The sequence below is a fragment of the Clostridioides sp. ZZV15-6598 genome, assembly GCF_020657705.1.
Lineage (GTDB): Bacteria > Bacillota > Clostridia > Peptostreptococcales > Peptostreptococcaceae > Clostridioides > Clostridioides difficile_F.
Genome location: NZ_JAGWCS010000112.1, coordinates 1 through 13185 on the forward strand (window position 1 = coordinate 1; position 13185 = coordinate 13185).

The following is a 13185-nucleotide window of genomic DNA, read 5'->3' on the forward strand; positions in this document are numbered from 1 at the left end:
TAATAAGATTAAGAAGCTATTTGTAATTTTTTTGTAACAAAACACATTTTAAAGTTGAATTTTGAAAATTCAATTTACAAGATACTTGAGGTAAATATCCTTATAACATTATACCAAATTATTCCTAAACAATCAAAAACTCCATAAACATTTTAAGGTTTTCTATTTCAAAAATCCCCTTTAACTATTAATTTATCAAATATGTTATAATAGTTTTAGATAATTTAAGGAGGATTAAATAATGGATTTTAAACAACTCGAAGTATTTGTTGCTGTTGCAAAACATCAAAGTTTTTCAAAAGCTGCAAGAGAACTTTTTTTAACTCAACCTACTGTAAGTGCACACATACAAAATTTAGAAAGAGAGTTAGAAACTGTACTTATAAACAGAAGCAACAAAGTTATTACACTCACAAAATCTGGTGAAATTCTTTACGAGCACGCTATATATATATTAAACAACTGTAAACGTGCAATTTACGATATAAAAGAATATTCAGGTAAAATAGAAGGTATTATAGATATAGCATGTAGTTCTATCCCTGAAACTTATATTCTACCTGATTTTATGAAGAATTTTTCTATGAGTTATCCAGATGTAAAATTTTCCATAAGCCATTATGATTCTCAATACGCTATATCAGAAATTTTAAATGAACGGATAAGCTTTGGATTGGTTGGTTCTAAAATCAACAATCCTCAAATCGAATATCTAGACTTATTAGATGATGAACTTGTACTTATTACTCCTTCAGATTTTAAAATTGATAACAAGAATAATTACATTGATATAGAAGAATTGGCTTCTGTCAATTTTATTATGAGAAAAGAAGGCTCTGGTACTAGAAACTTAATACTAAACACACTTAGCAAAAATAACTTTCCGGTAAACAAATTAAATGTAATAGCTCATGTAGAATCAAATGAAGCCATTAAAGAAATGGTTAGATTAGGCCTTGGTGTATCTTTTATATCATATATTTCAGCTATTGATTATCTAAATGCAGGCAAAATAAAATGCTACAAAATAAAAGATGTTGATTTTACAAGAAAATTTTTCTTTATTTATTCTAAAAAGAAAACTTTTTCTCCATTAGAAGATAAATTTCTAAACAGACTATGTGAGTACTTTGAAATCATAATATAATAATTTTAATACATGACACTCAAATTTAAATTATAAACTATTAAATAATAAAATAAATAGAGTAGTATTATACTATGTTCATTTAATTAATGAGCATAGTATAATACTACTCTATTTACTTATTACTTATTACTTATTACTTATTACTTATTACTTATTACTTATACTATTATATATTAAATTTATAAGTTTATATTAAAAAATGCCTTATATCCTTTGTACATTTCATATATATCTACTTTAGAAACAATCTCATGTGGTGCATGCATATTTAAAACACCAACACCACAGTCTATAACCTCTGCTCCTTGATTTGCTAGGATGTAGGCTATTGTTCCTCCTCCACCTTGGTCCACTTTCCCAAGTTCAGCAGTTTGCCATACTACATTTCCCTCATTAAAAATTCTTTTTACTTCTGATATAAACTCAGCATTAGCATCGTTACAGCCACCCTTACCTCTCGAACCAGTATACTTATTTAAAACTATTCCATTTCCCATATATGCAGAATTTCTCTTTTCATATGCCTCACCAAAATTTGGGTCATATCCAGCTGCAACATCAGCTGATAATACTTTACTATTTGCCAAAGCTCTTCTTACCTTAATATCACAGTAATCTCCTTCTAAAGCTATTAACTCAGCTACAGTATTTTCAAAAAACTTTGAATGCATACCTGTATTTCCTTGGGAACCAACTTCTTCTTTGTCCACACATAATGTAACTGAAGTAAATTCTGGTTGTCTAGTCTCTAGTATAGCTTTTACAGCAGCATATGAACATACTCTATCATCATGACCATATCCTAATACCATTGACCTATCAAACCCCAAATCTCTTGCCTTCCCAGCTGGAACTACTTCAATCTCAGCACTTAATAAGTCTTCTTCAACTATACTATATTTTTCATTTAAAATTTTTAATATATTTGCTGTTATAGGTTCTTTTTCCTCACCATCTAAAGGCATATTTCCTATCAATACATTTAAGGCTTCACCACTAATTCCTTCTGACAATTTCTTTTGCATTTGGTCTCCAGCTAAATGAACCAATAAGTCAGTTACACAAAATACTGGGTCACTATCTTCTTCACCAATAGATATATCTACCTTTGTACCATCATTTAATATAACTACTCCATGTAAAGCAAGAGGAATAGCTGTCCATTGATATTTTTTAATTCCTCCATAGTAGTGAGTCTTAAAAAAACCTAGATTAGCTTCTTGATACAATGGGTTTGGTTTTAAATCTAATCTTGGCGAATCTATATGACTACCTATAATCTTCATACCTTTTTCTATATAGTTTTTACCTATTACAAAAAGTGCTACTGCTTTTTCTTTATTTATAGCATAAATCTTGTCCCCATGATTTACACTGCCTTTTTCCATAGCTTCATCTATTGAAATATAACCATTTTCTTTAGCCAATTTTATAATTTCTTTTACTGAAAGTCTTTCAGTTTTTGATTTACTTAAAAAATCCATATAATTGCGAGCATATTCCATAATCTGTTCAATAGCATTTTCTTTTTTTTCAATTTCCCATGCATTCTTAAATTCATGCTTTAAGTCCATGTTTTCCTCCTATTAAGTTTTAATTTTTATTATTTTTCATATATTGTTCATATTCCTCTGGTGAGACTACTTTCACACTGTCAAGTCTTGATTTAAAATGAGCTCTAAAATTTTCTAAATATTCCTTTCTTAAAATCTCTCTTTCCTTGATTTCAACATCAGAAAGAGTTCCTTCTTTATTTTTCTTTGCTAATTCATTAATCCTATCTAATTTCTTCTTGTCAAACATTTTTTCCTCCTAAAAGACCTCTATTTATTAATAAAATAATTTATTACTTTTTATATCTAATCTATTTTTATATTCACAAAAAAACTCTTCTATATTATCACTTATTATAGATATTCCCTTTTCTAATTCTTCCATACTTGGACGAGCTATATTTATTCTAAAAAATCTATCGTCCACTAGATTATCAAAAAAATAAGTTCCTGGAAGCATCGATACCCCTTTATTTAACATAAAACTTGTAAAGCTTTGAGATGTATATCCTCTTGGCAATTCTAAAAAAAAGTTTATCCCTCCACAAGATTTTCTAACTTTTAATTTACCACTCAATTTATCATTAATCAAGCTTTTTGCTAACTTGTATTTATCAGTATATATTTTCTCTATTTGACTCAAATAATTCTTCCAATTAAAATTCTCCATATAGTAGTACATTGATTTTTGAATAAGACCTGGAGTTGATATATCTGATGAATATTTAGCCCATAAAACTTTTTTTAATAATTCGTTTGGCATTTCTACAATACCTATTCTTAAACCTGGCATAAGTATTTTTGAAAAACTCTTTATATATACTACTCTATTTTTATCATCATAGCTTCTGACTGTTCTGTTGTCTTTTGAGTCAAATATAAAATCACTTATAAAATCATCTTCAATTATATAAAAATCATGTTCTTCTGCCAATTCTATTAACTTCTTTTTTTTATATGTTGAATAAGATATACCTGTTGGATTTTGAAAATTAGGCATAATATATATAAGTCTTGGTTTTATTTTTTCCAATTTTAGTTTTAAAATACCTATATCAATTCCATCATCTAACATAGGTATAGATATTATTTTTGCACCTCTACTTTTAAATACTTCAATTGCTCCATTATAAGATGGCTCTTCCATAAAAACAACATCTGAATAACTTATAAGACCTTTACAAACTATATCTATACCTTGCTGTGCTCCTGAGATTATTTGAATATTTTCTTTAGTAGTACTTATATTTTCATCACTTAAATACTCTACCATCTTTTCTCTTAATTCCTCAGAGCCTAAACCTTCATCATAATCAAATATTGAACTTCCATCTTTGGACAGTGCCATGTTCACAGCATTTTTAAATGAATCTATGGGAAACATATCATTAGATGGATTTCCATTATCGAAATGGATTAAATCATCTCTTTGCCTAATATTCTTGTTTTTCCCTTTATCTATACCATTTTTATAAGAATTTGAATTTGATACAAAAGTTCCACTTCCTATAATTTTGTATACATATCCTTCATTTTCTAAAAGCTCATATACTTTAACTATAGTAGTATTATTTACATTTAAAAAATCTGATAACTTTCTTATTGGTGGAAGTTTTTCATGCTCAACTAGTTCTTTGTTTATTATTAACTGCTTTATATGATTAAATATTTGTATATATTTAGTTGACTTCCTTTCACTTAAATCTATTTTGTATTTTTCCACATTTATCACCGCTTATTGTTTTTATATTTTATTGATGCTTTTGCATATATTTGATATTATTTAGTATGTATATATAATACCAAAATTTTTATAAAAAGGGGAAATATTTATGTTTTACGACTATCACATGCACTCAAGTTTCTCTACTGATGGAAAATCTACAATGGAAGAAATGATAAAAAAATCTATAGACCTTGGTATAAATGAAATTTGTTTCACAGACCATGTCGATTATGATGTTTATACTGATGATTCTTTTTCGATTGTCTACGAAGATTATTTTAAAAGTCTAGAAACTCTTGAAAATAGATATAAAGATAAAATATCAATAAAAAAAGGGGTTGAATTTGGAGTCCAAACTCAATTAATAGATACATACAGAAAAGAAGCTCATCAATATCCGCTAGATTTTATAATATGCTCTATTCATGCTATAGATACAATCGATTTATACCTTGGTAGCTATTTTGAAGGTAAGACTCAGCATGAGGTCTATGAGAATTACTACCTTTATTTGTATAATATTGTTAAAAACTATAAGGATTACTCTGTTTTAGGGCATTTAGATTTAATTAAAAGATATGCACCTTATGATACTATCTTAGATGACAGACTATTTTCAGATATAATTGAAGAAACTCTTAAACAAGCTATCTATGATGGGAAAGGTATTGAAATAAACACATCTTGCTACAGATACAACTTGCCAGACCTAACTCCATCTAGATATATTCTTCAGATGTATAAAGATTTAGGAGGAGAAATCATAACTACAGGCTCAGATTCACATCATGTAAGTCAAATTGCATACGAGTTTGATTACATATATTCATTGCTAAAAAATATGGGATTTAAATATGTATCTAAATTTAATAAAATGAAGCCAGAATTTATAAAATTATAAATTTTTACACCTCCTTATGAATATATTTAAAAGATAAGGAGGTGATTTTTTTGAAAGTACCTTATTTAGTACTATCAACAGTTATTTTATTTATGTCTAACTTTGTCGTGAGAATATTTGGATTTTTATATAAAATATTCTTATCAAGAGCTTTGGGCGAAACAGGTCTAGGTATTTATCATATGATTTTTAACTTTTTAATGATTTGCTTAGCTGTTACAACAACTGGAATACCTACTGCACTTAGTTGCCTAGTTGCAAAAAGAAAAGCTTTAAATGATAAACACAACACTAATGCTTTATTTATATCAACTTTATATATATCATTTTTTGTAGCATTAATTATATCTATAGTTGCATCTTTCAATAGTTCTTTTTTATCACTTAAGTTTCTAAAAGACCCTAAATTGAATTTATTTATCCTAGCAGTTTGTCCTGCTATAGTTATAATAACACTTTCAAATGTACTTAGGGGGTATTACTATGGCATAAAGAACGTAAAGGTCCCTGCTATTGGACAAATTATTGAACAGATGGGTAAAATTCTATTTGTTTTTTTACTCGTTATGTATGTAAATGATAAGTCTATGAACTGTTATATTGCTCTTTTAGGTATATCTATTGGTGAATTGAGTAATATCATATTTATGCTCATATGTCTATGTCGAGATTCTTCATTTGACAATAAATATATTATAAGTATAAAAGATTTTTATAATTCTTCTATGGAAACATTAAAAATGTCTATACCCATAACTTGCAATAGAATGTCAAACATACTTTTACAATCTATTAGCTCTATGATGATACCATCAAGATTAGCGTTATCAGGAATGACTTATCAACAATCATTAAGCATGTATGGTGTCGTTAGTGGAATGGTAATGCCATTTATATTTTTACCATTTACTGTTGGCTCAGCACTTATTGTAAATTTGATACCTACTATATCACAAGAAATGGCTTTAAGAAAACGTAAAAGTGTCCTAAAAAAAATAAAGTATTCTGTACTCCTAACTTTATTTGTAGGTATACTATCATCAGTATTTTTTTATTTCTTTGGAAAAGATTTATGTATACTAGTATTTAAAAACAAACTTGCTGGAGAATATTTAAAAGCTATGTTTTTAGTACCACTATTTATGTCACTAAATCAAACGCTATCTGGTATTTTACATTCAATCAGAAAAGAATTAGCTTCAAGTATAAATACTATCACTGGTATGTTAATTCAGCTAATAGCTCTATATGTATTTCTTCCTATTCCAGGGCTTAATATTTATGCATACATATACACAATGACAATAGTATCAATATTTACTTGTTTATTACATACTATAGTACTTTTTAAATCTATAAAATCTATGCATTAATTATAAATAACGTGAAGGCTACCAATGTAAATCGTCTACTATTGGTAGCCTTCCTTAAATGATTTTTATTTATAATTTAAACTGTCTATATATCTACCTATCTATCTGTGGCAACCTGAATTTTCATTTCCTTGATTAGGTCCACATTGCGAAAAATCACATACTTTAGAGAAAGTATCAACAAGTCTTGGTTGGATTGGGTTTGGTGATGCTAAAACTACTATTTGTTCACTTATTAATGTGCTAACTGTTTCTTGTAAGCAAAGTACTAAATCTATATCATTTGGTATGATTAATTCAAAGAAAGGATCACAACCTTCTCTACATTCTAATTTTAATATAGATTTTCCTATACAATCAACTGTTAAATTAGTTTGGAATTCTTGTCTTAAAGTGACAGCTCTTCCATCAGCTGGCAAGCATATTGGTGCTGAAAGTGTGTTAAAAGTAAATTCTACAAAATCAACTCTTCTCTTACATCCACCTCCTGCTCTGACTGCTGGGAAAGCTAATGCAACGAATTCTGTACATCCACATCTACCTCTTAGTTCTAATACTAGATTACGAACTGCTACAGTTAATCCTCTTTGTTTATAAGCTACTGATTTGCCTTTTCCTTGTCTACAACATTCAGCGTTTCTTTCTCCACATACTGCATATTCAAAAGTTGTTTCACAGTTTCTTCCTATTATATCTCCTAATGGTTCCAATTCAAAATCTTCTAAAGTTGTCATTCCTGTGTCAATAACTATTCCATCATTACTTAAGCATATTTTGTCTATAGTTACACTTGCTCTACCTGCACTTGGAACTGAACCAAATACTTCTACTACTTCTGTTTCAAAAGTTAATGGTTCTCCATTTGGTCCAGTTGCATCTGTAAATGTTTGGAATTGCATAGTATCAAAGATTCTATTAGCTTCTATTGCAAATGGAACTGCATTTGCTATAGAAAAGTTTCTTGGAGATATAGGATTACAGCAGTTTGGTCCACATTTGTTTTCAAAACATTCATCTGAATCCATTTGACATGGTTCACAATCACATTTGCACTTATCATGGCATCCACAATTGTCATCGCATGGATTAGGTTTACATGGATCACATGGATTAGGTTTACATGGATTGCATGGTTTACAATCATCATGACAATCACAATTATTATCATTGTTACATCCATTATGATGATGTGATTTTTTGAATCCTCTCATATCATCTGAACTTATTTCATCTGTATACACTTCTTCTTCATTCATTGTAGACATTGGCTGATTTAGCATTCTTTTTTTATTTTTTTTGTAATCTTGCATTTTTCATTGCCCTCCCTGTAAGCGATTCTTATTAAGTCTTCGGCTTTTTATAGCCTAATTAATACTATGCACTTATAATATCATTTGTTACTTTTGCTTTTTAAGTTTATATATAATTAAGTATATTGGGTAGAAAAATGCATTTTAATAAAAAAAAGTACTACTATTTAAAATAGTAGCACTTTTTTTGTCCCGAAACACCGGTGGCTAAGTAAATTCACACCCTAGGCACTCCCAGGTGGGTGACTTGCCAGTAACCTTTAACGTCCAAACTAAACAGGCATGTTATAATTTACTAGACACGGTCTCCCGTATTTCATTTGTAGGTTGAATTTAAAAAAGCCTTATCGTATGTTTCAGGATTTCATATTATTATTATATAATAAATTTTGAATTTTTTAAAGTGGTTTTATATAGTAATTGAGATAATCTTATTCTAGTATTACTTTTTCTTCCTTTTTTCTTTATGTATTTAGTTAATTATCACTTTCTCTTAGCTTTACTTCTAGTATTTTTTTCACTATGATTATGTTCATGTTTGTGTTCATTAACATCATACAATTCTTCATCATACACTATATTTTCATCGTTTTCTGCATATTCATAGTCTGTTTCTTCATCTTCCATTAATTCTTCTTCATTATCATCTATTTCATCTTCATAATCTAATTCTTCATCTTCATAGGTTGACTCTTCATCTTCAAATTCTTCATTATTATCTTCATATTCATCCTCATCATCATTATTGCTATCATCACCTCTTAAAAGAGTTCCTAGCAATTTAAGATTATTCATACTGCCTAGATTATTTATATTTGCCAAAGAACTTAAACTAAATCCACCTTCTCCAAAATCATCAGGTAAAAACAATTCTGCAAATAAATCTATCTTTTTTTTCATTCCTATAGCCTTTTCAACAGAATTTTTTCTCTTTTCCGGAAATACATCTATAATTTCTTTTATCATCATATTTTTTTTGTCTTCACTATCCATTTTTCTAAAAAAATCTGTTTCCTCTTCAACATCTACAACATCTATATTGTTAAGTTTCTTTATACCTCTAACTAGGTCCAAAATACTTTCTATTTTTACTAGTATTTTCCTTTCATCTCTTGACATATATTTTTTAGTTCTTGTTATTATTTCCATTCCCATTTCTAGATCTTCTTCACTCAAATCCATAAGTCTTAAACCTCTTTTTATATCATTTGCATCAAATCTTAAAGTTTCATGTATAGCTTTTGATAATTTCTCATTTGAATTTTTTTTGTTTTTTTTAACTCTATTATTTTTCTTTGATTTATCTTTATCATCAAATATAGAGATATTACCATTACTCAATGCAATCACTCCAATCAAAAATAGTAAGTTATTCAAGACAATTCCCCCTTATATTATATAATTGCCCTATATTAAAGTATGTTTTTCATATTTTAATGTTCCATTTTTAAAGCTCAGTGCATATATATTATCTATAAGAATTTTTATTTATATTATATATCACTCAGAACTCACCACTTCAATATTATTTCTATATATAAATAGTATGAATATAATTCAATATATATTTATAGAAAGGGGTTTTTTTATGAAAAAAATAGATACAGATTCATTAGAAAAGATGGCTAAGCAAAAAAATATTGACAAGGATAAGATAGAAAAGATTGCTGATAATTACAAAGGAAAATCAGAAAGTGAACTTATGGAGGAACTTATAAAAATAGGTAAAAACCTAGATGGAAGAGAGGAAGTAGTATCAAAATTCAAAGCATTTTTAGATGACAATCAACGTAAAAAATTAGATACTATAATGGATAAAATATCAGATGCAGAGACTCAAAGAGATACTAAACCTGCTAAAACTACCAAAACTAAAAAGACTAAACAACCTACTAAAGGTAAATCAAATACACCTGCACCAAAAAATACACCAAATAATCAACAAAAAAAATCTAAGAGTATATTTAAGAAAACTAAAAAATCCAATCCTCATGAATAAACAAAAATAAACTACTTTTAAAGCTTAAAACTATTATTTTTAATTAAAATATTTTAAATTGCATATTATTTAAATTAAAAATCAGGTAGTGTTTTAAACACTACCTGATTCACTTTAATGATTTTATTTCTTTCTCTCTATAACACTTTCTCTATCAATAATTTGATAAGGTAATTCTATTTTCTTATTTTCAATTAATTCTTTATTTATTAATTTAATAACCATTCTTATCGCTACTGCTCCCATATCATATAAAGGCTGATAAACTGTAGTAAGTTTAGGCCTATACATTTTAGCTATCTTAACATCATTAAATCCTGCAACTGATATGTCTTCTGGAACCTTATATCCAGCATCACAGATAGCATTTATAGCTCCTATGGCAGCCTCATCACCTGTAACAAAAGCTGCATGAGGTATTATTCCTTCATCCAATAATTCTTTCATACTATTGTATCCACTTTCATAATCAGTTCCACCATATTTGATTAAACTCTTGTCCAACTCTATATTATTACTTGAAAGTGCTTGTTCGTAGCCTGAAAGTCTTTCCATTTCTAAAACAGTATCATCTTTACTTGTCATTATAAAAGCTATCTTTTCATGACCTTTCTTTATAAGATGTTCTGTCATATCAAAAGTAGCTTCTTTATTGCTAGTGCTTACTGTGTATATATCATAATTTCTAGCAGTTTTACTTATATATGTTGCTGGTATGCCACAATTTTGTATATAATTGATATGCTCTTGTTCAACTACCCATGAAATCATAACTATACCTTCTACTTGTTTTGCTCTTAATAGATTTATACTCTTTAATTCTTGTTCTTTATCAGAGTATGTATTAGCTAAAAGAATATCATAATCATACATTTTAGCAACTTCTTCTATTCCGTTTAATACCTCATTAACAAAAGAATCTGAAACTTCTGGAACTATTATACCTATTAATTGACTCTTCTTAGTTACTAAGCTTCTTGCAAGTGGATTTGGTATATATCCAGTTTCTTTTATAACCTCTAAAACTTTTTGTTTGACTTCATCAGTCACAGGTTTTGAATCATTTATAACTCTAGATACTGTAGATATTGACACGCCTGCTTGTTTAGCAACATCTTTTATCGTTATATTACTTTTCATTTTCATCCTCCTAATTTTGCTGAATTTATCTAAATCTGAACCAAATTTATACAGGTTCTTATTTTAACTATATTTATATAAGTCCTTATTTTACCATAAAAGCAAGTACATTTAAATACATTATATTTTATATTATACCCTATATTCAACAATTTTAATAATATTCATTCTTAATTTAAATCATATTAAAAAATAAAATAAAAAAATGCTGGTATAAAACATACCAGCATTTTTTCACTTTAACAGTTTAGTTTTAGCAGCCGCAGCCACAACCATCATCACCATCAAAGAATCCACCACATGAACAAGTTATTAATAATAGTATTAAGAATGGAATCCATGCCATTATATCGATATCTTTCCAACAATCTTCAAAAGCTAAGAATAGGAAGAATAATACGATTATCCACCATCCTCCTCCACCAAAACATCCATCGTTTCCAAAAAATCTATCTAACATAATAAAACCCTCCTTTTTTTAATAACTGCTACCCTTAATCTAAGCATCCACTACAGCAGCAAAGTATTAATAAAACTATTAGGAATGGAATCCATGCCATTATGTCAAATTCTGCCCAGCTATCTCCAAAAGCTAAGAATAGGAAGAATAGTACGATTATCCACCATCCTCCTCCACCAAAACATCCATCTTCTCCAAAGAATCTATCTAACATTCCACGTTACCTCCTGTTGATATTTTGTTGAGCTTTTCGCTCCTAACATATACTATGCATTTGGTTTCCATTTTGCTAATGTATTTTTATTATTTTTTTTAATTTTTTTATCTTAACTAAAAAAGGCAAAACCATAACTTGTATAAGTTACTGGTTCCGCCTATTTAATAATCAATATTTTTTAGCAACAACAACCATCATCGAAGTTAAATAACAACAATACTATTAATATAACCCATATCCATATATTGTCATCGCATAATAAGTCTTCTAAAATGTCTGTACATAATAATAAGAATACTATAACTATTATTATCAACATTTTATTACCAAAAAATCCTTCGCATCCTCCAAAGAAACGTTCCATATTGTCTTCTAATTTTGTCATAACTAATCCTCCTTGAATCATTAAGAGACTAACTTTTGTCTCTTTAATTAAATATATGTAGTAATAGACAGATAAGTTACTTCTAAAAAGTTTTTATTAATTAATTTATTTATTTCTTTTTCTCCCAATTTATTGTATCTATCAACTTCATCTAAATAATCCTTTTTTTCTTCTGATATAGTGTAAATTAAACTTTCTATTGATTTTACTTTGTATTCTTTATATCTTTCTATCAAGAAGGATGTTTTTGAATTCTCTATCCCTTTCTTTACATGCATTAATCTTGATATATAATCTTCTTTTTCATTAGATACATAATTTTCCTTTTCTGCTACATCTTCAAGAATTAAATTCGTTTCCATTACATAATCCTCTATTTGTTGCATATCTAAAGTTATTGAATTATAATAAAAATTTACTGCTATAAGTAAAAATATTCCTACTGATGTTAGTAATAAGCCTACATATTTCATAGCATTTCCTCCTAAGTTATATTTGTTATCAATAAAGTTTATTCATTAAATAAGACTTTATTACTACCTTTATAAAATTTTATTACTTTTTACTAATTCCATATTGAAAAATTTTTGATATTATATTAAACTAACATTAAAATTAATTAAAACTGCTGTAGGAGGCTTAAAATGTTTGAAAAAATAAAAGAAATAATAGCAGAACAATTAGGGTTAGACAATTTAGATGAAATAACTATGGAAGCATCTTTAATGGAAGATTTAGAAGCTGATTCATTAGATGCTGTTGAGATTATAATGGCTCTTGAAGATGAATTTGGTATAGAAATACCAGACGAGGAAGCTGAAAACTTTAAATGTATTGGTGATATATGTAAATATATCGAAGAAAACAAATAATATCATTTTTTCTACAAATATAAATAGTCTGTGTCTACTTCTACTTAATATTTCTATTAGAAGTTTACACAGACTAGTCCGGTCCTTTATACACATCTT

General features: G+C 27.8%; 15 protein-coding genes and 1 other RNA gene. 5 read left to right on the forward strand and 11 right to left on the reverse strand.

Features of this window, described 5'->3' with window-relative positions; genetic code table 11:
• Nucleotides 1-241 precede the first annotated feature (241 nt).
• A complete protein-coding gene (locus KGF50_RS16625; protein ID WP_227849105.1) occupies nt 242-1147 on the forward strand; it encodes a selenium metabolism-associated LysR family transcriptional regulator in 906 nt (301 codons plus the stop codon).
• 182 nt (nt 1148-1329) lie between these two features.
• On the opposite strand, the gene KGF50_RS16630 is transcribed toward KGF50_RS16625, so the two are convergent.
• The 3 genes from KGF50_RS16630 to KGF50_RS16640 are packed head-to-tail and all read right to left on the reverse strand — an operon-like array spanning nt 1330 to nt 4426.
• Nucleotides 1330-2724 carry an aminopeptidase gene (locus KGF50_RS16630; protein WP_227849106.1) on the reverse strand — a complete coding sequence of 465 codons (1395 nt, stop codon included), beginning with the start codon at nt 2722-2724 and terminating at the stop codon, nt 1330-1332.
• Between the two features lie 19 nt (nt 2725-2743).
• Nucleotides 2744-2953: a DUF896 domain-containing protein gene (locus KGF50_RS16635; protein ID WP_227849107.1), complete on the reverse strand. Its 210-nt coding sequence runs from the start codon at nt 2951-2953 to the stop codon at nt 2744-2746.
• Between the two features lie 27 nt (nt 2954-2980).
• Nucleotides 2981-4426, reverse strand: coding sequence for a PLP-dependent aminotransferase family protein (locus KGF50_RS16640; RefSeq protein ID WP_227849108.1), 1446 nt, complete (start codon nt 4424-4426; stop codon nt 2981-2983).
• A gap of 109 nt (nt 4427-4535) precedes the next feature.
• On the opposite strand from KGF50_RS16640, the gene KGF50_RS16645 reads away from it, so the two are divergent.
• The gene (locus KGF50_RS16645) at nt 4536-5330 is read left to right on the forward strand and encodes a histidinol-phosphatase HisJ family protein (RefSeq protein WP_227849109.1); all 795 of its coding nucleotides are present in this window, start codon (nt 4536-4538) and stop codon (nt 5328-5330) included.
• Between the two features lie 50 nt (nt 5331-5380).
• Nucleotides 5381-6703, forward strand: a complete 1323-nt coding sequence (locus KGF50_RS16650) for a polysaccharide biosynthesis protein (protein WP_227849110.1) — start codon at nt 5381-5383, stop codon at nt 6701-6703.
• A 101-nt stretch (nt 6704-6804) separates the two neighbouring features.
• On the opposite strand, the gene KGF50_RS16655 is transcribed toward KGF50_RS16650, so the two are convergent.
• From KGF50_RS16655 to KGF50_RS16665, 3 genes are all read right to left on the reverse strand, one after another.
• The gene (locus KGF50_RS16655; protein WP_227849111.1) at nt 6805-8013 is read right to left on the reverse strand and encodes a hypothetical protein; all 1209 of its coding nucleotides are present in this window, start codon (nt 8011-8013) and stop codon (nt 6805-6807) included.
• 185 nt (nt 8014-8198) lie between these two features.
• Nucleotides 8199-8379, reverse strand: a non-coding RNA gene (gene ssrS / locus KGF50_RS16660) — 6S RNA.
• Nucleotides 8380-8496: 117 nt separating this feature from the next.
• Entirely contained in the window at nt 8497-9390 is an 894-nt protein-coding gene (locus KGF50_RS16665) for a hypothetical protein (RefSeq protein ID WP_227849112.1), read from the reverse strand.
• Between the two features lie 211 nt (nt 9391-9601).
• On the opposite strand from KGF50_RS16665, the gene KGF50_RS16670 reads away from it, so the two are divergent.
• The gene (locus tag KGF50_RS16670) at nt 9602-10012 is read left to right on the forward strand and encodes a hypothetical protein (protein ID WP_227827028.1); all 411 of its coding nucleotides are present in this window, start codon (nt 9602-9604) and stop codon (nt 10010-10012) included.
• 123 nt (nt 10013-10135) lie between these two features.
• Here the strand turns inward: KGF50_RS16670 and ccpA are convergent, their stop codons facing one another.
• The 5 genes from ccpA to KGF50_RS16695 form a co-directional block, all read right to left on the reverse strand.
• Nucleotides 10136-11158, reverse strand: coding sequence for a LacI family transcriptional regulator CcpA (ccpA, locus tag KGF50_RS16675; RefSeq protein ID WP_413926825.1), 1023 nt, complete (start codon nt 11156-11158; stop codon nt 10136-10138).
• Nucleotides 11159-11405: 247 nt separating this feature from the next.
• Nucleotides 11406-11612: a hypothetical protein gene (locus tag KGF50_RS16680; protein WP_227849114.1), complete on the reverse strand. Its 207-nt coding sequence runs from the start codon at nt 11610-11612 to the stop codon at nt 11406-11408.
• Nucleotides 11613-11646: 34 nt separating this feature from the next.
• Complete coding sequence (locus tag KGF50_RS16685; RefSeq protein ID WP_227827025.1) at nt 11647-11826, reverse strand: hypothetical protein; 180 nt, start codon at nt 11824-11826, stop codon at nt 11647-11649.
• A 181-nt stretch (nt 11827-12007) separates the two neighbouring features.
• Nucleotides 12008-12214, reverse strand: a complete 207-nt coding sequence (locus KGF50_RS16690; protein WP_009888870.1) for a hypothetical protein — start codon at nt 12212-12214, stop codon at nt 12008-12010.
• 47 nt (nt 12215-12261) lie between these two features.
• Complete coding sequence (locus KGF50_RS16695; protein ID WP_227849115.1) at nt 12262-12687, reverse strand: hypothetical protein; 426 nt, start codon at nt 12685-12687, stop codon at nt 12262-12264.
• Nucleotides 12688-12858: 171 nt separating this feature from the next.
• Between KGF50_RS16695 and acpP the strand changes: the two genes are divergently transcribed.
• Nucleotides 12859-13086 (forward strand): acyl carrier protein, encoded by a 228-nt coding sequence (gene acpP, locus KGF50_RS16700; RefSeq protein ID WP_227434025.1) that lies wholly within the window; start codon nt 12859-12861, stop codon nt 13084-13086.
• The last annotated feature ends 99 nt before the right edge of the window (nt 13087-13185 follow it).

Coding starts and splice junctions, on each gene's coding strand:
- KGF50_RS16625 (WP_227849105.1), top strand. CDS start 242: ATGGATTTTAAACAACTCGAAGTATTTGTTGCTGTTGCAAAACATCAA.
- KGF50_RS16630 (WP_227849106.1), bottom strand. CDS start 2,724: ATGGACTTAAAGCATGAATTTAAGAATGCATGGGAAATTGAAAAAAAA.
- KGF50_RS16635 (WP_227849107.1), bottom strand. CDS start 2,953: ATGTTTGACAAGAAGAAATTAGATAGGATTAATGAATTAGCAAAGAAA.
- KGF50_RS16645 (WP_227849109.1), top strand. CDS start 4,536: ATGTTTTACGACTATCACATGCACTCAAGTTTCTCTACTGATGGAAAA.
- KGF50_RS16655 (WP_227849111.1), bottom strand. CDS start 8,013: ATGCAAGATTACAAAAAAAATAAAAAAAGAATGCTAAATCAGCCAATG.
- KGF50_RS16670 (WP_227827028.1), top strand. CDS start 9,602: ATGAAAAAAATAGATACAGATTCATTAGAAAAGATGGCTAAGCAAAAA.
- ccpA (WP_413926825.1), bottom strand. CDS start 11,158: ATGAAAATGAAAAGTAATATAACGATAAAAGATGTTGCTAAACAAGCA.
- KGF50_RS16680 (WP_227849114.1), bottom strand. CDS start 11,612: ATGTTAGATAGATTTTTTGGAAACGATGGATGTTTTGGTGGAGGAGGA.
- KGF50_RS16685 (WP_227827025.1), bottom strand. CDS start 11,826: ATGTTAGATAGATTCTTTGGAGAAGATGGATGTTTTGGTGGAGGAGGA.
- KGF50_RS16690 (WP_009888870.1), bottom strand. CDS start 12,214: ATGACAAAATTAGAAGACAATATGGAACGTTTCTTTGGAGGATGCGAA.
- KGF50_RS16695 (WP_227849115.1), bottom strand. CDS start 12,687: ATGAAATATGTAGGCTTATTACTAACATCAGTAGGAATATTTTTACTT.
- acpP (WP_227434025.1), top strand. CDS start 12,859: ATGTTTGAAAAAATAAAAGAAATAATAGCAGAACAATTAGGGTTAGAC.